The sequence below is a fragment of the Conexibacter sp. W3-3-2 genome (assembly GCF_009707605.1).
In the GTDB taxonomy this organism is placed as follows: Bacteria; Actinomycetota; Thermoleophilia; order Solirubrobacterales; family Solirubrobacteraceae; genus Paraconexibacter; species Paraconexibacter algicola.
The window spans coordinates 2,653,451-2,673,767 of the sequence record NZ_WLYW01000001.1 but is presented as its reverse complement, the minus strand read 5'-3'; the positions used below and the strand labels follow the sequence as shown (position 1 = coordinate 2,673,767).

Annotated in this window: 21 protein-coding genes; 8 read left to right on the top strand and 13 right to left on the bottom strand. The window is 74.8% G+C overall.

The window, feature by feature from the left end:
- Positions 1–9 precede the first annotated feature (9 nt).
- Genes GKE82_RS12985 through GKE82_RS12975 form a run of 3 tightly spaced genes read left to right on the top strand, consistent with a single transcriptional unit; the run spans position 10 to position 2,753 of the window.
- Positions 10–1,380: a CotH kinase family protein gene (locus tag GKE82_RS12985; protein ID WP_196189206.1), complete on the top strand. Its 1,371-nt coding sequence runs from the start codon at positions 10–12 to the stop codon at positions 1,378–1,380.
- The gene (locus tag GKE82_RS12980) at positions 1,377–1,565 is read left to right on the top strand and encodes a hypothetical protein (protein ID WP_154733584.1); all 189 of its coding nucleotides are present in this window, start codon (positions 1,377–1,379) and stop codon (positions 1,563–1,565) included. The genes GKE82_RS12985 and GKE82_RS12980 overlap by 4 nt, the downstream gene beginning before the upstream one ends.
- Positions 1,566–1,598: 33 nt before the next feature.
- Entirely contained in the window at positions 1,599–2,753 is a 1,155-nt protein-coding gene (locus GKE82_RS12975) for a hypothetical protein (protein ID WP_154733583.1), read from the top strand.
- 46 nt (positions 2,754–2,799) lie between these two features.
- On the opposite strand, the gene GKE82_RS12970 is transcribed toward GKE82_RS12975, so the two are convergent.
- The gene (locus GKE82_RS12970; protein ID WP_196189205.1) at positions 2,800–4,206 is read right to left on the bottom strand and encodes an alkaline phosphatase PhoX; all 1,407 of its coding nucleotides are present in this window, start codon (positions 4,204–4,206) and stop codon (positions 2,800–2,802) included.
- Between the two features lie 156 nt (positions 4,207–4,362).
- On the opposite strand from GKE82_RS12970, the gene GKE82_RS12965 reads away from it, so the two are divergent.
- Complete coding sequence (locus GKE82_RS12965; protein ID WP_309233579.1) at positions 4,363–4,794, top strand: Fur family transcriptional regulator; 432 nt, start codon at positions 4,363–4,365, stop codon at positions 4,792–4,794.
- Between the two features lie 51 nt (positions 4,795–4,845).
- Entirely contained in the window at positions 4,846–6,996 is a 2,151-nt protein-coding gene (gene katG, locus GKE82_RS12960; protein WP_154735151.1) for a catalase/peroxidase HPI, read from the top strand.
- A 69-nt stretch (positions 6,997–7,065) separates the two neighbouring features.
- On the opposite strand, the gene GKE82_RS12955 is transcribed toward katG, so the two are convergent.
- The 6 genes from GKE82_RS12955 to GKE82_RS12930 all read right to left on the bottom strand — a co-directional run bounded on the left by GKE82_RS12955 (position 7,066) and on the right by GKE82_RS12930 (position 12,664).
- Positions 7,066–8,124, bottom strand: coding sequence for a DUF459 domain-containing protein (locus tag GKE82_RS12955; RefSeq protein ID WP_154733581.1), 1,059 nt, complete (start codon positions 8,122–8,124; stop codon positions 7,066–7,068).
- Positions 8,125–9,522: an MBOAT family protein gene (locus GKE82_RS12950; RefSeq protein WP_154733580.1), complete on the bottom strand. Its 1,398-nt coding sequence runs from the start codon at positions 9,520–9,522 to the stop codon at positions 8,125–8,127.
- A gap of 29 nt (positions 9,523–9,551) precedes the next feature.
- Entirely contained in the window at positions 9,552–9,932 is a 381-nt protein-coding gene (locus GKE82_RS12945; RefSeq protein WP_154733579.1) for a hypothetical protein, read from the bottom strand.
- Between the two features lie 5 nt (positions 9,933–9,937).
- Positions 9,938–11,278 carry a GDSL-type esterase/lipase family protein gene (locus GKE82_RS12940; protein WP_107567299.1) on the bottom strand — a complete coding sequence of 447 codons (1,341 nt, stop codon included), beginning with the start codon at positions 11,276–11,278 and terminating at the stop codon, positions 9,938–9,940.
- A gap of 115 nt (positions 11,279–11,393) precedes the next feature.
- Positions 11,394–12,278: a TIGR03620 family F420-dependent LLM class oxidoreductase gene (locus tag GKE82_RS12935; protein WP_309233577.1), complete on the bottom strand. Its 885-nt coding sequence runs from the start codon at positions 12,276–12,278 to the stop codon at positions 11,394–11,396.
- Positions 12,275–12,664, bottom strand: coding sequence for a hypothetical protein (locus GKE82_RS12930; protein WP_154733578.1), 390 nt, complete (start codon positions 12,662–12,664; stop codon positions 12,275–12,277). Before GKE82_RS12930 ends, GKE82_RS12935 begins: the two co-directional genes overlap by 4 nt.
- Positions 12,665–12,767: 103 nt before the next feature.
- Between GKE82_RS12930 and GKE82_RS12925 the strand changes: the two genes are divergently transcribed.
- Genes GKE82_RS12925 through GKE82_RS12915 form a run of 3 tightly spaced genes read left to right on the top strand, consistent with a single transcriptional unit; the run spans position 12,768 to position 14,221 of the window.
- Positions 12,768–12,965 carry a hypothetical protein gene (locus GKE82_RS12925; RefSeq protein WP_107567297.1) on the top strand — a complete coding sequence of 66 codons (198 nt, stop codon included), beginning with the start codon at positions 12,768–12,770 and terminating at the stop codon, positions 12,963–12,965.
- A 38-nt stretch (positions 12,966–13,003) separates the two neighbouring features.
- Entirely contained in the window at positions 13,004–13,504 is a 501-nt protein-coding gene (locus GKE82_RS12920) for an acyl-CoA thioesterase (RefSeq protein WP_154733577.1), read from the top strand.
- A gap of 15 nt (positions 13,505–13,519) precedes the next feature.
- Positions 13,520–14,221: a hypothetical protein gene (locus GKE82_RS12915; RefSeq protein ID WP_154733576.1), complete on the top strand. Its 702-nt coding sequence runs from the start codon at positions 13,520–13,522 to the stop codon at positions 14,219–14,221.
- 18 nt (positions 14,222–14,239) lie between these two features.
- Here GKE82_RS12915 and GKE82_RS12910 read toward each other — a convergent pair whose 3' ends face one another.
- The 6 genes from GKE82_RS12910 to GKE82_RS12885 all read right to left on the bottom strand — a co-directional run bounded on the left by GKE82_RS12910 (position 14,240) and on the right by GKE82_RS12885 (position 20,311).
- Positions 14,240–14,938 (bottom strand): hypothetical protein, encoded by a 699-nt coding sequence (locus tag GKE82_RS12910; RefSeq protein ID WP_154733575.1) that lies wholly within the window; start codon positions 14,936–14,938, stop codon positions 14,240–14,242.
- 31 nt (positions 14,939–14,969) lie between these two features.
- Positions 14,970–16,289: a hypothetical protein gene (locus GKE82_RS12905; protein WP_154733574.1), complete on the bottom strand. Its 1,320-nt coding sequence runs from the start codon at positions 16,287–16,289 to the stop codon at positions 14,970–14,972.
- Positions 16,290–16,340: 51 nt separating this feature from the next.
- The gene (locus GKE82_RS12900) at positions 16,341–18,572 is read right to left on the bottom strand and encodes a CHASE domain-containing protein (RefSeq protein ID WP_154733573.1); all 2,232 of its coding nucleotides are present in this window, start codon (positions 18,570–18,572) and stop codon (positions 16,341–16,343) included.
- 111 nt (positions 18,573–18,683) lie between these two features.
- Entirely contained in the window at positions 18,684–19,214 is a 531-nt protein-coding gene (locus tag GKE82_RS12895; protein WP_230316162.1) for a glutathione peroxidase, read from the bottom strand.
- Between the two features lie 33 nt (positions 19,215–19,247).
- A complete protein-coding gene (locus GKE82_RS12890; RefSeq protein WP_154733572.1) occupies positions 19,248–19,580 on the bottom strand; it encodes a DUF952 domain-containing protein in 333 nt (110 codons plus the stop codon).
- 2 nt (positions 19,581–19,582) lie between these two features.
- Complete coding sequence (locus GKE82_RS12885; protein ID WP_309233576.1) at positions 19,583–20,311, bottom strand: DUF3159 domain-containing protein; 729 nt, start codon at positions 20,309–20,311, stop codon at positions 19,583–19,585.
- Between the last annotated feature and the right edge of the window lie 6 nt (positions 20,312–20,317).

The following is a 20,317-nucleotide window of genomic DNA, read 5'->3' as shown; positions in this document are numbered from 1 at the left end:
CTCCCCACGATGGCCGCCGCGCTCTGCGCGGCGGCCGCACCGGGAGCCACCGCGCACGCCGCGGCGCTCCCCGCTGCCTGGCTCTACGACCCGGCGGCCGTCGCCGAGATCGACGTGACGCTCGCCGCGGGCAGCCGTGACGCGCTGCGGCGCGCACCCATGACCTACGCGCCCGCGACCATCGCCGTCCGCACCCCGGGCCGCACGGTCGCCGCGGCCCCGGGCCGGATCCGGCTGAAGGGCTCGACCTCCTTCCGCGACCTCGACGGCAAGGCCGCCTTCAAGCTGCGCTTCGACAGCGGGCACCGCCCGGACGGCGTGCGGACCCTGACGCTGAACAACATGGTCCAGGACCCGTCGATGGTCCACGAGCTGCTCGCGTACACGGCGTTCGCGGCGGTCGGCCTGCCCGCCCCGCGGGTCGGCTACGCGTTCGTGCGGCTCGACGGCGAGCCCTACGGCCTCTACGCCAACGTCGAGACCTACGAGCCCGCGCTCCTGGCCCGGTACTTCCCGGCGACCACCCACCTGTACGAGGCGGAGGGACCGCCCTCCCCGCCGGCCGACGCGGTCCCGGGGATGACCGACGCGTTCGAGCTCGACCAGGGTCCCGACGATCGCACCGACCTCGAGCGGCTCGCCGCCCTCGCGGCGACGCCGGGCGAGGGCTGGGCGCGCCGGGTGGCGCCCGCGCTCGACGTCCCCGCGCTCGTCCGCTACCTGGCGACCGAGCGGTACGTCGGCCAGTTCGACGGCTACGCCGGGCTGGCCGGGGAGACGCCGTCCAACGTCTTCTTCCACGCGGGCCCCGACGGCGTCTTCTCGCTGCTGCCGTGGGGCATGGACCAGGCGTTCCGCGAGCGGATCCCCTACGGCGCCGCGGCGGGCGGCGCGCTCGCCGCCGGCTGCCAGAGCGACCCGGCCTGCCTGCGCGCCTACGCCGACGCCGTCCACGACGTGCGCACGACGCTCGCGACCGCCGCCCTGGACGAGCTCGCGCAGCGCACCGCTGCGCTCCTCGCCCCGTGGCAGGAGCGCGACCCGCGCCGCGAGCACAGCCTCGCGGAGATCGCCGCCGCGGTCGAGGCGACCGTGCGGTTCGCGCGCGAGCGCCCCGCCGACGCGGACCTGCGGACCCCCCGGCCGGGCCGGGGCTCGCCGAGCGGACGCCGGGACCCGTCCCGTCCGACCCGCCCGCCGCGGCGGTCGCGCCCGCCGTGCTCGACCTCGGCACGACCACCTCCACGACCGCGCCCGGCCCGACCACCGCGCCGGCCGCCCCTGTCGCGCCCGCACCGCTACGCGCCCGCGCGACGCTCGGCGACCGCGGGCGGCTGCGCGTCACCGTCCGCGCCCCGCACGCCGGGACCGTCACCGTGACGGCGCCCGGCTGCCGCCGCACCCGCCCGCTCGCCGCGGACCGCCCGGCCGTCCTCACCTGCCGGATCGCGGCCGGCGCGCTCACGAGCGCCCGCCGCGAGGCCCGCCCGCTGCTCGTCCGCGCCCGTCTGTCCGCGGCCCCGCGCCGCGCCCTCACCGCCACCGTCCGGGTCCCCGTCCGATGACCCCGCGCCGTCCACGAGAAGGGAGCCGTCGTCATGCCGCAGCACCGTCCCGCCCGCCGCCGCGTCCTCGTGGCGCTGATCGCCGCGCTCGCCTGGCTCGTCGCCGCCCCGGGCGCGCTCGCGCAGGGCCTCGTCGACCCGCCGGACACCGTGATCGACTCGCCCGCGTCCGGTACCCGGGTGAACGCGTCGACCCCGATCGTCTTCCGCGCCGTCGGCGACGGCGGCGGCGGGTTCGTCTGCACCGTCGTCGGATCCGGCGACCTCGGCTGCGACTCCCCGATCTCCGCGGGAGCGTTCGGGCTGCCCGACGGCCCCTTCGAGCTCCGGATCGCCGCGATCGCCTCGGACGGCGTCACCGTCGACCCGACCCCCGCGACGGTCTCGCTCGTGCTCGACGCCACCGCGCCGCAGACGACGATCGCCGGTGCGCCGCCCGCGCGCAGCCCGAGCGGCGAGGCGCGACTGACGTTCTCCTCCGACGAGCCCGTCGCCGGGTACCGCTGCGCGGTGGACGGGGGGGCGCTGAACCCGTGCGGGGCGGAGCTCGCCCTGAGCGGGCTCGCCGACGGCACCCACCAGGTCCTCGTGCGCGCGGTCGACCTGGCGGGCAACCCCGACCCGACGCCCGCCGTCGTGACCTGGAGCTCGGACGCCACGCCGCCCGACACCCGCATCGACGCGGGGCCCTTCGGCCGGCTGACCGATCCGACCGCCCGGTTCTCCTACTCGTCCCCCGACGATCCGGCGCCGCGGTTCGAGTGCGCGGTCGACGGCGGGGCCTTCAGCGCCTGTGCCGCCTCCGGGCTCACGCTCACCGGGGTGGGCGTCGGGGACCACGTCTTCGCGGTCCGCGCCGTCGACGGGTTCGGCCGTCCGGACCCGTCCCCGGCGACGCGCGCCTGGAGCGTCGGCAGCGCCCCGGCGGCCCCGGTCCGGGCGACCTGCGCCTCGCGCCGCGTGCTGACCGTGACGCTCGGCTCGCGGCGCACGCCGGTCCGTGGCGTCGTGGCGACGATCGACGGGGTGCGCGTCGCGGCCACCGGTCGGGCGCCCGCGCGCGTGCGCGTCGACCTGCGCGGCCGGCCGCCCGGGGTCGCCGTGGTCCGCGTCCGCGGGCGGACCGCGGACGGCCGGCTGCTGCGCACGACCCGCACGTTCGCGACCTGCGGCCCGGCCGCGGGCTGACCGTCGGCCGTCCGGTGCGCGGCGCGCACCGGACGGGCCGGGGGGCCTACCGCTGGCGGCGGAACGGCCCGGTGATCGCGAACACGTGCCCGGGGGACTGCACGTTGGCGAACAGGGTGCGGCGGTCGGCCGAGAACGTCGGGCCGGTGAACTCCGACTCGCCCGCCAGCTCGTTGCGCGCGAGGAAGAACGTCTCCCCGGAGGCGGTCGAGCCGACGAGGTGGCTGGCGCCCTCCCCGTCCTCGGCGATGACCAGCCCGCCGTAGGGGCTGACGGTGATGTTGTCGGGCCCGTCCGGGTCGTTGTCCTGGTCGGGCGTGTACTCGAAGTGGATCTTCAGCTCGATCGTCTGCGCGCGCGGGTCGAGGAACCAGACCTGCCCGTCGTGGACCCCGGCGCTGCCGTCGGCGGTGCGGGCGAACGAGCAGACGAAGTAGCAGCCGCCATCGCCCCACCACATGCCCTCGAGCTTGCGCGAGCGGGTCGGATCCTCGGCGTAGGCCTGCTTGCGCGTGGGGGTGGTCGCCGCGAACCGGTCGGGGACGGTGACCCAGCGGGTGCGGTACCGCGTCCCGACCTCGCGGGCGGGGGAGAGGTCCGGCACGAAGGTCCCGTCGGGGCGCAGGGCGCGCAGCGCCTCGAGCGTGCCCGCGTCGTCGGGCAGCGTGCGCAGGACGCCGCGGCCGAGCCGGCGCAGGCCGCGCGGCGGGGTCCAGCGGTAGAACAGGCCGTTGGGGGTCCCGGCGTCCTCGGTCTCGTAGATGACGCCGCGCAGCGGGTCGACGGCGACCGACTCGTGGGAGAACCGGCCGAGCGCCTTGATCGGCTTCGGGGCGCGGTTGGCGCGCTGGTCGTACGGGTCGACCTCGAAGACCCAGCCGTGCTGGACGCCGGCGACGGTCGCCTCCGTCTCCTCGCAGGTCAGCCAGGTGCCCCACGGCGAGCGACCGCCGGCGCAGTTGTTGACGGTGCCCGCGAGCGACACGTACTCGCGGACGCGGCGACCGCGCGCGTCGACCTCGATCGTGGTGGTGCCGCCGCCGGCGGCCGGGTTGAACGTGTGGTCGGGGACGGTGGGGACGGTCGGCGCGTCGCTGCCGGAGATCTCGTGGTTGACGATCAGCGCGGTGCCGCCGCGGCGCAGCGGGAACGCGGCGCTGCCGTCCGGGTCGGCGGGGGTGGGCTCGCCGGTCTCCAGGCGGGTGACGCCGGACTCGGCGATGACCGAGTAGTGGAAGCCCTGCGGGAGCGAGAGGATCCCGGCGGGGTCGGGGATCAGCGGGCCGTAGCCGGCGGGGCGGCCGTGGGCGGCGGCGGGGCCGCCGAAGAGCAGGCCGAGGCTGCCGGAGAGGGCGAGGCCGAGGCCGCCCTGGGCGCTGCGCGAGAGCATCTCGCGGCGGGAGAGGCCGGTGGGCTCGTCCGGCTCGACGGCGGTGGGGGGAACGGGTGCCATGGTGTGTGCGGACTCCGTGGGGTGGGGTTGGGACCTGCGCACCGTGTCGCACATGAGTGACCGTCCTGTGACCGTCGTGTGAATCCCGCGCCGGGCTGGCGCGCCTCCGCCGATCTAAACTGGACTTGTTCCAGAATGAGTGGCATACTCGTCGGAGTGCCGGCGACCGCCGATCTCGAGCAGCTTCTCCGCGGGGCCTCCCTGCGCGTGACGCGACCCCGGATCGCGGTCCTCGGCGCGGTGCACGACCACCCGCACGCGGACACGGCCTCGATCATCGGCCACGTCCGCCGGGACCTGCGCGACGTCTCCCAGCAGGCCGTCTACGACGTGCTGCAGGCGCTCACCGACGCGCAGCTCGTGCGCCGCATCCAGCCTCCGGGCTCGGTCGCCCGCTACGAGTCACGGGTCGGTGACAACCACCACCACGTGGTCTGTCGATCCTGCGGAGCGATCGCCGACGTCGAGTGCGCCGTCGGTCACGCGCCGTGCCTGGTCGCGTCCGACGACCACGGCTTCGTCATCGACGAGGCCGAGGTCGTCTTCCGGGGCCTGTGCCCCGACTGCCGTTCCGAGACAACCCCCTGATCCCCGAAAGGGTTCCCTGTGTCTGACAAGCCTGACGCCGAAGTCGGAGAGATGAACGAGCCGGGCGCCGCCGGTTGCCCGTTCGACCCGAGCTCCGCGCTGCACCCCACCGAGAGCGGCAGCAGCAACGCCGGCTGGTGGCCCAACCGCCTCAACCTGCGGATCCTGGCCAAGAACCCCGCGGTCGGGAACCCCAACGGCGAGGACTTCGACTACGCCGCCGCCTTCAACGGCCTCGACCTCGCCGCCGTCAAGAAGGACATCGAGGACGTCATCACGACCTCGCAGGACTGGTGGCCCGCCGACTTCGGTCACTACGGCGGCTTCATGGTCCGCATGGCCTGGCACGCGGCCGGCACCTACCGGATCAGCGACGGCCGCGGCGGCGCCGGCGCCGGCATGCAGCGGTTCGCGCCGCTGAACTCCTGGCCCGACAACGGCAACCTCGACAAGGCCCGCCGGCTCCTCTGGCCGGTCAAGGCGAAGTACGGCCAGTCGCTCTCCTGGGCCGACCTCATGGTCCTCGCCGGCAACGTCGCGCTCGAGTCGATGGGCTTCGACACGTTCGGCTTCGCCGGCGGTCGCCCCGACGTCTGGGAGCCCGACGAGGACGTCTACTGGGGGCCGGAGACGGAGTGGCTCGGCGACAAGCGCTACAAGCCGGGCCGCGTGCTCGAGGAGCCGCTCGGCGCCGTCCAGATGGGCCTCATCTACGTCAACCCCGAGGGCCCCAACGGCAACCCCGACCCGGTCGCCGCCGCCCACGACATCCGTGAGACGTTCGCGCGCATGGCGATGAACGACGAGGAGACCGTCGCGCTCATCGCCGGCGGCCACACCTTCGGCAAGACCCACGGCGCCGCCGACCCCGACCAGTACGTCGGCCCGGAGCCCGAGGGCGCCGAGCTCGTCGAGCAGGGCTTTGGCTGGACCAACAGCTACGGCTCCGGCAAGGGCGCCGACACCATCACCTCCGGGCTCGAGGTCACCTGGACCACGACCCCGGTGCAGTGGTCCAACGACTACTTCGACCACCTGTTCGGCTACGAGTGGGAGCTCGACAAGTCCCCCGCCGGCGCCGCCCAGTGGGTCGCCAAGGACGCCGAGGCGATCATCCCCGGTCCGACGCCCGACTCGCCCCCGCGCAAGCCGACGATGCTCACGACCGACCTGTCGCTGCGCTTCGACCCGGCCTACGAGAAGATCTCGCGCCGCTTCCACGAGAACCCGGACGAGTTCGCCGACGCGTTCGCCCGCGCGTGGTTCAAGCTGACCCACCGCGACATGGGGCCGCGCGCCCGCTACCTCGGCTCCGAGGTCCCGCAGGAGGAGCTCATCTGGCAGGACCCGGTCCCGGCCGGCCCGTCGCTCTCCGACGCGGACGTCGCCGAGCTGAAGGCCAAGGTGCTCGAGAGCGGCCTGACCGTCACCGAGCTCGTCAAGGCGGCCTGGGCGTCGGCGTCGACGTTCCGCGGCAGCGACAAGCGCGGTGGCGCCAACGGCGCGCGCGTGCGGCTCGAGCCGCAGGCCGGCTGGGAGGTCAACGACCCGGCCGAGCTCGCGAAGGTCCTCGACGGGCTCACCGCCGTGCAGCAGGCGTTCGGCAAGCCGGTCTCGCTGGCCGACCTGATCGTCATCGGCGGCAGCGCCGCGGTCGAGAAGGCGGCCAAGGACGCGGGCTACGACGTGACCGTCCCCGTCACCACGGGTCGCGGCGACGCGACGCCCGAGCAGACCGACGCGGACTCGTTCGCGCCGCTGGAGCCCAAGCGCGACGGCTTCCGCAACTACGACGTCGGCGGTCGCCTGCCGGCCGAGTACGCGCTGATCGACCGTGCCAACCTGCTGACGCTGAGCGCGCCCGAGCTGACCGTGCTGGTCGGTGGCCTGCGCGTCCTCGGCGCCAACGCGGGCAACACGAAGCACGGCGTCCTGACCGACCGGGTCGGGGTCCTCACGAACGACTTCTTCGTGAACCTCCTCGACCTCGGCACGCGCTGGACGACGAAGGACGACGGCACCTTCGAGACGGCCGACGGCAGGTGGACCGGCACGCGCGCCGACCTCGTCTTCGGCTCGAACTCGGAGCTGCGTGCGCTCGCCGAGGTGTACGCCAGCGACGACGCCGCGGAGAAGTTCGTCCACGCCTTCGTCGCCGCCTGGGCGAAGGTCATGGACCTCGACCGCTACGACCTGCGCTAGCGCGCCGGTCGTGACGCGGGGCCCGTCCGCCCGGTGCGGGCGGGCCCCGTCGTCGTCGCGGGGACGCGCTCAGGCGGCCCCGCCCAGGTCGAAGTCCTTCGCGAGCACCTCGCGGACCGTGTCCGCCGCGACGCGCCCGCCGACGTCGTTGAGGTGCGCCCCGTCGGGGTCGCGGACGACCTGCGGGCGCCCGTCGACGTCCATCGCCGAGCGGAACCGGCCGCCCGGGGTGAACACGGAGGCGATGTCGACGACGCGGACCTGCTCCCCGTACGGAGCCGCCGCGAGCTTGATCGTCGTGTTGACGACCTTGATGATCCGGTTGCGCGCCGCGTCGTTGGAGTTCGGGATCAGCAGCCAGTAGACGCGTCCCGCCCCGCCGCGCGTGTACGTGGCCATCATCGCCCGCACGCGGGTCGCGTACTCGGCGGCCCAGTCGAGGTCGCAGCACTCGACCGTCCCGGCCTTCGTGGTCATCGGGAAGCCCTCGTTGGCGCCCAGCAGCACGACGGTCGCGTCCGGCTCGTCGCGCCGCGCCTGCACGCCCGAGTACGCCCCCCAGTCCAGGAGGTCGGTCTTCGAGATGCCGGTGCCGAACTTCGGGTCGCGCTTGGTGCGCACCCCGATCGGGGTGAGCGCGCGGGCGAGCTCCCCGTCCATCGGCTGGGACATCGAGTCGCCGGTCACCAGCAGCGAGCGGAGCTTGCGCGGCTTGGCCGCCGGCAGGCCGAGCGCCGCCGGGTCGAAGGCGCCCGGCGACACCGCGCCGCCGCCCGTCCCGCCGCTCGCGGAGAACGTGCCGTCGTCGTTGCCGAGGTCCTCGTCGGGGGACAGCCAGCCGAGCATCTGGTCGACCACCGGGGCGACGGGCAGCTGGTCGGCGATCCAGCCCGCGGGCCGGCCGACTGCGAGCACGACGTCCTTCTCGGTGCCGTCGTCCATGCGCTCGCCCTGGTGGCGAATGCCGTCGCCGTCGGCGACGACGAGCAGCGCGAACGTCAGCAGCACCATCGTGATGGCGGCCTTCGCGGTCATGCGGGCGCCACCGCGGAGGTGGTCGTCGGCGGTGGGGACGTGGGCGGCCGGGGGGATCTCCGACCGGGGCGGGGTGGTGTCAGGAGCGCTCATCTAGAACTGGAAGTAGATGAAGGGCGGGACGCCCTGGGACGGGATGGTGGCCGCGACCGCGAGGATCGAGACCGCGAGACCGGCGCTGAGCGCCGGGACCGGCAGGGTGGCGATGCGGAGCTTGATCGCCCGCAGCGGGGCGGCGGGCAGCTGGTGGCTGAAGATCACGCCGAACGTCAGCAGCACCGCGGTCGGCGTCCACAGCGTCGCGGCGCCGGGGGACAGGATCCCCTCGATCAGGGCGCTGCCGAGGTCGAAGTCGGGGGAGCGGAACGGCACGGCGGAGAGCGCGAAGAAGCTCACGATCACCACGGTGCTGACCCAGCCGGGCGGCCGCCACGCGGTCTTCGCGGCCGCGATCCGCTCGCCGACCATCCAGGTGCCGTGCATGGCGCCGAAGATCACGAACCCCCAGGTCGGGCCGTGCCAGATCCCGGCCAGCAGCATCGTCAGCCACAGGTTCACCGCGGCGCGCGCGGGTCCCTTGCGGCTGCCGCCGAGCGGGATGAACACGTAGTCGCGCAGGAAGCGGCCGAGCGTGATGTGCCAGCGCCGCCAGAACTCCGCGAGGCTGCGCGAGCGGAACGGTCGGTCGAAGTTCTGCGGGAACGTCAGGCCCATCAGCAGCGCGATGCCGATCGCCATGTCGGTGTAGCCGGAGAAGTCGCAGTAGATCTGCACCGCGTAGGCGTAGAGCGCGAGGATCACGTCCGGGGACGCGTACGCCTCCGGCACCGTGAAGACCGGGTCGACGACCTCGCGGGCGAGCACGTCGGCGACCGCGATCTTCTTGAACAGGCCCAGCGCGATCAGGCAGACCGCGGCGCCGACCGCGACCTGCGACGGGTCGCGCTTCTCCTTCAGCTGCGGCAGGAACTCCGAGGCGCGGACGATCGGACCGGCGACGAGGTGCGGGAAGAAGCTGATGTACAGCGCCAGGTCGGTGAGCGTCGGCGGCTCGAGCTGACGGCGGTGCACGTCCACGACGTAGCTGATCGCGTGGAACGTGATGAACGAGATGCCGATCGGCAGCGCGACCGCCAGGACCGGGAACGGCGCGCCGAGCCCGATGCCGTCCAGGGCGCCCGCCGCCTGCTCGACGAAGAACCCGTAGTACTTGAAGACGCCGAGGACGGCGAGGTCCAGCACGACCGCGACGCGCACGAGCAGCAGCCGCCGCCGCGCGTCGTCGGAGCCGTGGATCGCCTTCGCGAAGACGTGGTTGCCGACGGTGATGGCGCCGAGCAGGAACGCGAAGCGCCAGTCCGCGGTGGCGTAGAAGAGGTAGCTCGCCAGGAGCAGGAACGCCTTCCACGCCCCCATGTGCCGCATCAGCGCCCAGGACGCCGGGAGCACGACCGCGAAGAAGATCGCGAACGTGATCGTCGGGAAGACCATGGACGCCGGACCGCTCTACGCCCGCGGGCTCAGGTGAACTGCGTGTACGCGGTGACGATCCGCGCCTTGCCCTTGCGGCAGGTGGCGGTCGCGTCGAACTGCGTGGCGATGACGTTGCTGCGCTTCTCGCTGCACGAGTAGCCGAGGACCTTCTTGGAGCAGCGGCCCTTCTTGCCCTTGCCGCCCGAGACGCGGCACTTGTAGTAGGCGCCGATCATCTTCTTCGCGGTCGCGCAGGACGCGCCACCGGTCGCCTTCAGCGAGCGGGTGTAGGTCGGCTTGGCGTTGTTGGCCTTGTGGTACTTGTCGTCGGCGCTCAGCGAGCAGGTCGCGGCGGACGCCGAGGCGGGGACCAGGGACAGGCCGCCGATGGCGGCGGCGAGCAGTCCGAGGGGCAGACGGTGGGACATCGGGGTCACCTTCCGGTCGGGGTGGTGGCGGGGGTGCGCAGGACGGACAGGATCGCCTGGGTGGCGAGCCGCTGGCCGGCGAGCGAGAAGTGCAGCCCGTCGGGATCACGGACCTTCTCGCCGTCGATCGTGTCGCGGTAGCCGGGGCCGAAGACCTTGTCCAGCGGCACGAGGCGGACGGCGGGCATGCGGGCGGCGAGGCGGCGGATCGCGTCGTTGACGGCGCTGATCGGCGCGGTGAGGTCCTCGCGGCGGGTGGGCGGCAGCAGCGACCACAGGACGGTGCCGCGCCCGTTGCGGGCGTAGGCGGTGGCCATCTCCTCGAGGCGGCGCAGGTACTCCTGGCGCCACGCCTCGCTGCAGCACTTGATCTCGACGCCCGACTCGTTCTTCATCGGGAACCCGTCGTTGCCGCCGAGCAGCACGACGGTGACGGCGGGCTTGTGGCGGGCGGCCTGCTCGCGGGCGAGCACCGTCCACTTCTTCCCGAGGTCCTTGCTGATCCCGGTGCCGGGTCGCGTCTGGCGGATGATCCGGTAGTCCTTCTCGAGCCGGTCGGCGAGCAGCGCGTCGATGCCCTGCATCATCGAGTCGCCCGTGATCAGCATGCCCTGGCGCGCGGCCTTCGTGGCGGCGCGGCCGACGCCGATCCGCTGCTGGGTGCGGAAGCCGCTGACGTACAGGTCGATCGTGAAGTCGCCGATCCCGGCGCCGACGTTGCGGCGGAACGAGAGCAGCCGCTGGCCGGGCTCGAAGCGCAGCGAGGTGCAGCGCCGCCCGGTGGGCTTGCGGCCGACGCAGACGCGGACGGGCAGGTCGCCGAGCTGCCAGCGGTCCTTCAGCTGGATCGTCGCGGCGCTTCCCGGCTGCACCTGCTTGGGGGCGACGATCGCGACGCGGTCGCGGCAGCTCGGGGTGAGCGCCTCGTTGCTGGCCTCGATCGTGCGGCCGTCGGTGGTCCGGGCGACGGCGTGGAAGCGGCGGGTGGTGCGGTCGCAGCGCCACGGGATCGCGACGGGGACGGGGGCGGCGCCGTCGGGGCCGCCGGTCGCGGGCGGGACCGCGGTCGAGGTGCCGAGCTCGGTGCGGGCACCGTCGATCTCCTCGAAGAACGTCACCGTCGAGTCGACGGGCGCGAGCATCAGCATCTGGACGTGTCCGCGCGAGACGTTGATGCCCAGGAGGCTCTGCGTCGCCGGCTGCTGCGTCGGCTCGTCGGCCGCCGGGGCGATCGTCGCCGCGCCGAGGCCGACGCCGAGCGCGACCGTCACCGCGGTCAGCGCGCCGAGCGCGCGCGTCCGTCCTGCACGATGGTCGCAGCCCCCGCTGCGTGCTCCGCCGAGCATGTCCTGCCCTCCCGATGTTCCCCTGTGGACCTGCTGAGAAGCAGGGAGGGTAGTGCCTGCGGCGGCCTCCGTGCGACTCGTACGTCTGTCCAGGGTCGGACGGGTTTCCGGGGTGTCAGGCGGGGGCGAGCGCCTCGAGCACGTCGAGATCCGGGGTCGGACGGCCCTCGAGCGAGATCGGCTGGATGCAGACGTGCGTCGCCCCGGCCGCGTAGTGCTCGTCGATCCGGGCGCGGATCGTGCCGACGTCCCCCCAGACGATCAGGTCGTCCACGAACGCCGGGTCGTTGGCGGCGATCTGCTCCTCGGTGTAGCCGAGCCGCTTCCAGTTGTTGCGGTAGTTCGGCAGCGCGCCGTAGCGCTCGGTCTGCTGGTGCGCGGCGGCGCGGGCGGCGGCCTCGTCGGTGCTGAGGATGACCTTCTGCTCGACGCACAGCAGCTTGTCCGGCCCGAGGATCTCGCGGGCGCGGCGGGTGTGCTCGGGCGTCGTGAAGTACGGGTGCGCGCCGGCGGCCCGCTCCGCCGCGAGGGCGAGCATCTTGGGGCCGAGCGCCGCGAGCACGACGGGCGCGGGCTCCGCGGGCTGCGGGCCCGCGTAGGGGGAGGCGTCCATCGCGTCGAGGTACGTGCGCATCGCGGTGAGCGGCTTGTCGTAGCTCAGGCCGCGCAGGCCCTCCACGAGCGGCCGGTGCGAGACGCCGATGCCGTTGAGGAAGCGCCCGTCGGACTGCTCGGCGAGCGTCATCGCGGCCTGCTTCATCGCGCCCGGGTGGCGGTTGTAGAGGTTCGCGATCCCGGTCGCGAGCAGCAGCGTGTCGGTGGCGCCCGCGAGGTGGGCGAGGTGCGAGAAGGGCTCGCGCCCGACGGTCTCCGGGTGCCAGAGCGCCGAGTAGCCGAGCGCCTCGATCCGGCGGGCGACGTCGGCCGCCTCGCGGGCCCCGAGCGCGTCGGTGAAGGTCCAGACGCCCGGGACGCGCAGGCGCTCCGCGAGCGCGCTCACGACTCGTGCCGGCCGCGGACGGTGCGGTGCACCCAGAGGATCGGGAGCACCTGCAGCGGCAGGCGCGCCCACAGCAGCGCCCGCGGGACGCCGCGCGCGCCCGGGATGTCCTGGGGGCGCACCGCCATGTGGATGTTCGCCGGGTAGACGGCGAGCAGCAGCGCGGTGAGGTAGGTGCGCGCGTGCCGCTCGGCGCCCGGCACGACCGCCAGGACGCCACCCGCGATCTCGGCCACGCCGGCCGCCTCGTTGACGCGCTTGGGTCCGCCGGGGACCCACGGCGGCACGATCGACTCGAAGAACCGCCGGGCGACGGTCAGGTGCAGCACGCCGGTCAGCACGAAGAACGCGGCGACGGGCCAGGGACGGGATCGCTCGGGGCTCACGGGCCCATCATGCCGCACCGGCCCCGCCGGCCGGCGAGCAATCCTCATGAACTCTTGAGCCGGCGTTGTCCAGCCGTTCAGCGTTCCTGCCGATAGTGGTGGCATGGACGTCGAGCTCACCCCCACGCAGGCGCGGGCGATCGCGCAGCTGCGCTGGCGCCACCCGGGCGCCGAGGTGCGCGCGCATCGCGTCGTCTGGGGTGTGATCGTCGAGGCCCGGCGCGACGGCCACGTCGCCGAGGTCCTCGCGCTCGACGCGGCCGGGCAGGTGCTGCCCGAGCGGCGCGTCGACGCCGCCTGACGGCCGGTCCGCCCGCGCGGCGTGCGAGGCTCCCGGGCATGCGCGCGACGCTGGTGGAGTGGATGGGCCCGCAGGACGCCAACGGCGGCGGGTTCGTGCACGGGGGAACGATCATGAAGCTGTGCGACGAGGCCGCCGGCCTCGCCGCCTTCCGGCACTGCCGCATGCGCTGCGTGACCGCCGGGATGGACCGCATGTCGTTCGTCTCGCGCGTCGACATCGGCGAGGTGGTGACGCTCGACGCCACCGTCAACGCGGTCTGGCGCACCTCGATGGAGGTCGGGGTGCGCGTCACCGCCGAGAACGTCCGCACCGGTGAGGTGCGCCACACCTCCACGGCCTACCTGACGATGGTGGCGATCAACGACGCGGGCGGGCCGATGCCGGTGCCGCCGCTGCCGCCGACCGACGATCCGGTCGCGCTGCGCCGCGGCCGCGAGGCGCAGGCGCGCCGCAGCAACCGGCTCGCGGAGCGCGAGGCGTTCCAGGCCCCGACGTCCGAGGACGGGGAGGTGGCGGACGGGGGTGGGGGCGCGTAGAGTCCGCCCGTGCGAGTGACCAAGATCCTGTGTGCTGCGCTTGCGTCGTTTGCGGTCGCGTCCCCCGCCGGCGCCGCCCCGGCCGCGGCGGTCCCCTCCCCGTGCGACCGCCCCGAGGCCGCCGCGCCCATCGCCAAGGCGCGCTGCGCGACGGCGTGGCGGGCGCGGGTGGCGCAGGTCGCCCGCACCGAGCGGGTGTCCCGGCGCGTGGCGGCGCAGCGCGAGATGACGCGGTTCCTCGTGCTCGGGCGCACCGACCGGATCCAGCGGGCGATGCCGCCGTTCCTCGTCGGCGCGGTGTACCTGACCTCCACGGCGCAGCTGCGGGTGGGCGCGATCGACACGGCGGCCGCGACGGGCGCGGCGCGCCGCGCGCTGTCCCGCGTCGCGGTCACGAAGGCGGAGCGGGCGCTGCTGCGCAGCCGGCTGCGGCTGTACGCGGTCCCCCACAGCCACCGGGAGATCCTCGACACGTTCGCCGACGTCGAGCGGCGCCTCCCCGCGAGCCCGGTCGCGTCCGCGGTGCAGTCCTTCGGCGTCGTCCTGGACCGTGCGACCGGCCGAGAGGCGGTCGTCGTCGAGGTCGCCCGGTCGGCCGGGCAGGCGCAGTTCGACGAGGTCGTGGCGTTCGCCGCGCCGTACGCGACCAAGGTGATCGTGCGGCGCGCGACGGGCGAGATCGCCCCCGACGTCGGCACCGGGACCAGCCCGGGCTGACCCGGGACGACGGCTCGCCTACGCCGCCTGCGGCGCGTAGTAGGCGGCGACGACGCGCTGGAACTCGCGCATGTCGCGGTGCGCGCCGAACGCGGCGGGCACGGCGCCGAGCACCGGGATCGCCCGGAACGTGCCGCCGGTGAGGGCGTCGCGGGCATCGCCGAGCTCGCGCATCCGCCAGAGGAACCGCAACGTCGCGACCGGGGTCCAGCGGTCGGGGATGGCCTCGCGCACGCGGGCCTCGGTGTCGCCGTGGAGGTGGTCCAGCAGCGACCCGTCGGAGCTGCCGTCGCACATCGCGGTCGCGACCGCCGCGTCCTCGACGAGCTCCCAGAGGACGAGCAGGTCGCCCGCGATCGCCGCGTCGGTCGGGCCGCCCGGGGCCTGCTCGGCGGCGTCGATCGCGACCCGGGCCTCCTCGACGAGCCCGAGGGCGTCGGCGGGGAGCGCGCCGAACGCGCCCGCCAGGCCTCCGAGGGCCGCGGTCCGCCGGGCCCGTCGCCGCGCGACCCGCCCGGCCGACGGGGCCGCGGACAGGTCGTGCCGGCGCTCGGCCCGCAGGCACCGCACGAGGGCGACGAGGACCTTCTCGGGGATCCGGGGCAGGCGCTCGGCCCCGCCGCCGTCGTCGGCGCCGTCCTGCGCGGCGGCGCTCAGGGCCTCCAGCAGCGAGGCGGCCTGGGTGCGGGACAGCGGAAGCCAGGGCGTGTCGGACACGCCCTGGCACATACCGCGTCGGGCGCCGGTCCTAACCTGCGCGCCGCGTCAGCGCGACGTCCTTGGCCGCGCCGCGGACGTAGAGGATCTGCGGGGCGCCGCTGGTACCGGGCGCGGAGGCCGAGACGACGAACGGGCTCGCGTCGGTGGTGACCGCCTCGGGCGCGCCGAACGCCGACTCCACGGAGGTGCGGCGGGCGACCTGGAGCGGCAGGTCGGTGAACGGCAGCTGTGCGCCGAGGACGTAGGGCACGGTGACGGTCCCGTCCGGGGACGCGGTGATCTCCCCATGCGTGCCGTCGGCGGTCAGCTCCACGGGCGCACCGAAGACCGCGCGCGCGTCCTGGCGCGAGACGCGCACCGGGGTCCGGGCGTCGTTGTCGACGAAGCGGCCGCTGAGCGTGTACGCGATCGTGGTGGTGCCGCTGGCGCCCGCGGCCAGGGACGGGCTCGGGACGTCACCCTCGAGGGCGCCGTCGGCGGCGCGGTCGATCTGCGTGGAGGGCCGCAGGACGAAGCTCGTCGACGGGGCCACCGCGGCCCGGATCTCGGTCGGCTCGTTCTGCTCCTCGCCGCCGTCCTCGGTCGCCCAGGCGACCGTGGTGCGCCCCGTGCCGGTCACGAGCGTCGAGACGCGGGCGACGCCGAGCGAGGGGCCGGCGTTCAGCAGCCCGTTCCCGCGACCGGAGGTCCGACCCATCCGGGCCTCGACACGCGGGTCGCCCGTGCCGTTCTGCGACCAGGCGACGACGTAGCGGCCACGGTCGTTGACCGAGACCCAGACGGAGCGCTGCGAGCCGGTCCCGCGGATGATGCGCGGGGTCTGGAACGTGCCGCCCGCCCTGCGCGTGGTGAACCAGAGGCGCGAGCGGCCACCGCCGAGCTCCTCGACGAACGCGATCGCCGCGTCGCCGGAGGTCGCGGCGGCGAGGGCGTACTCCGAGGTCCGCAGCGGCACGGTGCGCAGCGGGCGCAGCGTGCCGATGGTGCCGGAGGTCGTGCCCTCCGACCAGCCGACGAGGACGCGGTCGGCGCCGCCGGCCTTCTGCAGGCGCAGCGAGATGGTCCTGCCGGAGCCGGAGGGGATCGGGCCGGCGCCGAGCGTCGAGGCGGCGCGGCTCCAGGTCTTCGTGCCGTCGGCGCGCACGCCGAAGGCCTCGCGGCCCATGGCGCCGACCCGGACGCTGGCGACGCCGTTGCCGTCACCGTCGAAGGCGAGCGACGGGTCGAGGCCGGCGCTGGCGGTGAGCTGGGTGGGGGCGGTCCACGGCGGCGCGGCCTGGGCCGCGGCCGGGACGAGCAGGGCGGCCGCGAGGGCCGCGGTGGAGAGGGCGGGGATGCGTGCGGACATGCCCCTGGAACGCGACAGCCGTCGCAGGGATACGCGGTGTCGCGCGCGCTCTCACGAACCTCTCACACGCGCACGGGCCGGGACGCGACGCAACGTCGCGTCGAGCGCCGGGAGCGTCACGGGCTTGGCGAGGAAGTCGTGCATGCCGGCGGCGCGCGCCTGCTCGCGATGCTCGGGGAGCACGTCGGCGGTCATGGCCACCAGCCACGGCCCCGCCTCGCGGTCGATCCGCGCGCGGATCGCACGAGCGACCGCGAGTCCGTCGAGGACGGGCATGCGGAGATCGAGCAGGACGACGTCGAAGGGGTGGCGCTCGACGGCCTCCAGGGCGGCGGCGCCGTCGCCGACGATCTCGACCTCGTGGCCCAGGCGCTCCAGCAGCGTCCGGGCCACCGTCTGGTTGACGGCGCTGTCCTCGGCGACGAGCACGCGCAGCGACGCGACCGCCCCCGGCGCCGGGTGCTGGGCGGCGAGGGGCGGCGGCGGCGCGGCGGCGGGCAGCGGGATCGCGAAGCGGAACGTCGCGCCGCGCCCCGGCGCGCTGTCGATCGCGATCCGGCCGCCCATGAGCCCGACGAGCTCCTGCGAGATCGTGAGCCCGAGGCCGGTGCCACCGTGCGTGCGCGTCGTGGACGGGTCCGCCTGCTCGAAGGCGGCGAACAGCCGCTCGTGGACCGCCGCGTCGATCCCCGGTCCGGTGTCGCGCACCGCGAACCGCAGGCGGGGCCCGCCCGCCGTGTCCGCCGGGTCGATCGTGAGCGTCACCCGTCCACCGGCCGGCGTGAACCGCACCGCGTTGGCGACGAGGTTCAGGAGGACCTGACGGAGCCGACCGGGGTCGCCGGTGACGTGGTCCGGCACCCCGGGCGCGACCTCGACCGCGAGCGTCACGTCGGCCCGCTCCGCGTCCGCCCGCAGCAGCGCGACGACCCCGGTGGCGCAGTCACGCGGGGAGAACGCCAGCTCCTCGAGCACGACCTTTCCCGCCTCGAGCTTCGACACCTCGAGGATGTCGTCGATCACCCGCAGCAGGTGGTCGCCGCTGCTGCGGATCACCTCGGCCTGCCCGCGCTGGTGCTCGTCTGTGAGACCGTCGGCCAGGAGTGCGCTCATGCCGACGACCGCGTTCATCGGCGTGCGGATCTCGTGGGACATGGTGGCCAGGAACGCGGCCTTCGCGTCCGTCGCCGCCTCCGCATCGGCGCGGGCCCGGCGCAGGTCCTCCGCCTGCGCGGCGAGCCGACCGGCCAGCCGGCGCCAGCGCTCGGCGATCCGGCCGACGACGACGAACGCCGCGCTGGTCAGCAGCCCGGCGAGGAGCACGAGCCACGGGGCGAGGCGGCTGCCGACCGGGACGAAGCCGGTCTCCGCCACGTAGCGGACCTCCCAGGTGCGCCCGGGCATCGCGACGCGGGCGCGCCGCTCGTACGCGACGTCGGGATCGCCGAGCGGCCGCGGTGCACCGTCGGGCCGGACGCCCGCGGTGGAGTGCAGCAGGGCGCCGCCGCCGTCGCGCACCTCGAACGCCAACGGGCTCCGCGTCGGCCCGAGCAGGCCGCGCATGAACTGCTCGGCCCGGAACGCCGCCGTCAGCCACCCGTCGAGCTCGCCGCGGCGCCGCACGGCGACGTAGGCGATGAAGCCCGCCTCCGCGTTGGCGCTGCCGGAGAGCTGCAGGCGGGGACTCAGCACCGCCTGGCTCGTGCGGCCGGCCTCGAGCATGGCGGTCCGCCGTCGCGGCTCGCGCATCATGTCGACGCCGAGCACCACCTGGTTCTCGGCGGTGAACGGCGCGACCCACTCGATCGGCGAGTGGATCGGGGTGACGCCCGCCGCGTCGGCGGGCACCTGCAGGCGGTAGTCGCGCATCGTGCGCAGCACCACCAGCCCTGCCGGGGCGGGCTCAGCGCGCACGCGCGCGAGGAACGCGGACAGCTCCGCGTCCGGGACCGCCCGGGCGAAGCTCAGCGACTTGAAGCCCGGGTAGCGCTCGTCGAGTGCGAGCGTGTCGACGTAGCGCCGCCAGTCGGTCCGCGTCACCTCGTTGGACGCGCGGAACAGGCCGATGCCCCCGCGCAGCACCTGCACGTAGGCGGTCATGCGCTGCTCCAGCGCGACGTCGATCCGCTCGGCCTCGGCGTCGAAGCGGGTGCGCTGGTGCGTGTCCACCGCCCGGTGCGTGAGCCACGCGGCGAGCAGCGAGGCGAGGACCAGCACGAGCGCGACCAACGCCCTGACGGGCTGGCCGCCCGTGTGCGGTCGTTGCTTTCCGAGCTCCTGCACCCTCGCCGGTCCCCTTCCCCGCGGCCCCGAGGGCCCTACGGTAGACGTCGCAGGGCGCCTGCGCCACCTGTCTCGTCGACGGGTGACACGGCGCCCCGGGGGTGCGGCGGGCTACTTCGCGAGCGCGCGCTCGATCGCGGACTTGATCTCCGGATCGTCGGGCTTGACCTTCGTCGCCCAGCGCGCGACGAGCTTGCCGTCGCCGTCGACGAGGTACTTCGTGAAGTTCCAGACCGGCGGCTTGGAGCCCGGCTGGCGGTTGAGGTCCTCCCACAGCGGGTGCGGGTCGGCGCGGACGCTCATCTTCGCGGTGACGGGGAAGGTGACGCCGTAGTTGCGGCGGCAGACCTCGCCGGTGGCGACGGCGTCGTCGTGCTCCTGGCCGGCGAAGTCGGCCGACGGGCAGCCGAGGATCTGGAGGCCCTGGTCCTGGTAGGTGGCGTAGAGCTCCTGCAGCCCCTCGAACTGCGGGGTGTAGCCGCACTTGCTCGCCGTGTTGACGATCAGGGTCGGCTTGCCGCGCAGGGTGGACAGGTCGAGCGTCCCACCCTCGAGCAGCTCCACCTCGTGGGCGTAGACGTCGGTCGGCGCGTCCAGCGTCTTGGAGCGCTTGAAGTACATCTTCAGCGTGTCGAAGGCCATGTGAGGACGTTACGCGATGCCCCCGCGGGCGGTTCACCCCGCGGGATCGTGCAGCGCCCCGGCGAGCGCCCGGACCGCCACGACGGCGGAGACCGGCAGCGGCCCGTACAGGTGCGGGAAGAGCCCGTCTGCGTCCGGCGCGGGCTCGTCGACGATCGGCAGTCCGGCGGGGCGCACGGTCAGCACGACGAGGTGGTCGTGCGGCGGCGGGTAGAAGCGCGCGACGACCCCGGCGAGCTGCTCGGGGCGGCAGAGGTGGATGAACGGCGCCGGGGAGCCGTCGGGCTGCGGCGGGATCGCGTACTCGCCGGTCGTGCCGGCGGCGTCCCAGGCGTCGGCGCTCGTGACGTGCAGGAGGTCGTCCATGGTCAGTCGGCCTCCCCGGCGAGCCGGCCGGGAGCGGCGGGCGGCCCGTCGTCGTCGGAGGTCGCGTCGCCGTCCGCGTCGGGCCGCGCGACCGCCGGGATCGGCACGCCGCGCATCAGCAGCCACGCGAGCCAGCCGCCGAGCGCGAACAGCGGCAGGCCCATCGCCACGCGCGCGACGCCGAGCGCGACGAGCGCGTCGGCGAGGTACAGCGGCAGCTGTACCGCGAGCCGGCCGACGAACACGCCGACGAACACCCAGGAGGCGCGCGTCGCGACGCGCAGGTACGCGGGGTCCTCCCGCCAGGCGGCGAGCGGGTTGCCGCCCGCGACCGCCACGGCGACGTAGCCCGCGAGCGGGCGGCGGAGCGTGATCGACACCGCGAACGCGGCCGCGTAGCCCGCGTTGGCGAGCAGGCCCGGGAGGAAGAAGTTCTCCGCCTTGCCGGTGCGCGCCGCGATGAACGCCGCGAACCCGACGCCGATCAGGCCGCTGAGCGCGTACTGGACGGTCTGCCCGCGCACGATCCGGGCGAGCGCGAGGACGAGCGCGAGCGCGACGGCGACGATCGCCGCGAGCGTCGTGTCCCCGCCCGACGCGGTCGACGCCGCGACGAACGCGGCGGCGGGCAGCGCCGACTCGGCGATGCCGAGCGGCCCGCCGATCGCGTCGGCGAGTGCGGAGGGCGGCGCCTCGGAGGGACGGGTCTGGGCGTCGGGCGGGTCGGGCACGATGGG

Coding starts and splice junctions, on each gene's coding strand:
- GKE82_RS12975 (WP_154733583.1), top strand. CDS start 1,599: ATGCCGCAGCACCGTCCCGCCCGCCGCCGCGTCCTCGTGGCGCTGATC.
- GKE82_RS12920 (WP_154733577.1), top strand. CDS start 13,004: ATGCGCGCGACGCTGGTGGAGTGGATGGGCCCGCAGGACGCCAACGGC.
- GKE82_RS12985 (WP_196189206.1), top strand. CDS start 10: ATGGCCGCCGCGCTCTGCGCGGCGGCCGCACCGGGAGCCACCGCGCAC.
- GKE82_RS12970 (WP_196189205.1), bottom strand. CDS start 4,206: ATGGCACCCGTTCCCCCCACCGCCGTCGAGCCGGACGAGCCCACCGGC.
- GKE82_RS12905 (WP_154733574.1), bottom strand. CDS start 16,289: ATGTCCGCACGCATCCCCGCCCTCTCCACCGCGGCCCTCGCGGCCGCC.
- GKE82_RS12945 (WP_154733579.1), bottom strand. CDS start 9,932: ATGTCCCACCGTCTGCCCCTCGGACTGCTCGCCGCCGCCATCGGCGGC.
- GKE82_RS12950 (WP_154733580.1), bottom strand. CDS start 9,522: ATGGTCTTCCCGACGATCACGTTCGCGATCTTCTTCGCGGTCGTGCTC.
- GKE82_RS12940 (WP_107567299.1), bottom strand. CDS start 11,278: ATGCTCGGCGGAGCACGCAGCGGGGGCTGCGACCATCGTGCAGGACGG.
- GKE82_RS12925 (WP_107567297.1), top strand. CDS start 12,768: ATGGACGTCGAGCTCACCCCCACGCAGGCGCGGGCGATCGCGCAGCTG.
- katG (WP_154735151.1), top strand. CDS start 4,846: ATGAACGAGCCGGGCGCCGCCGGTTGCCCGTTCGACCCGAGCTCCGCG.
- GKE82_RS12890 (WP_154733572.1), bottom strand. CDS start 19,580: ATGGACGACCTCCTGCACGTCACGAGCGCCGACGCCTGGGACGCCGCC.
- GKE82_RS12895 (WP_230316162.1), bottom strand. CDS start 19,214: ATGGCCTTCGACACGCTGAAGATGTACTTCAAGCGCTCCAAGACGCTG.
- GKE82_RS12955 (WP_154733581.1), bottom strand. CDS start 8,124: ATGAGCGCTCCTGACACCACCCCGCCCCGGTCGGAGATCCCCCCGGCC.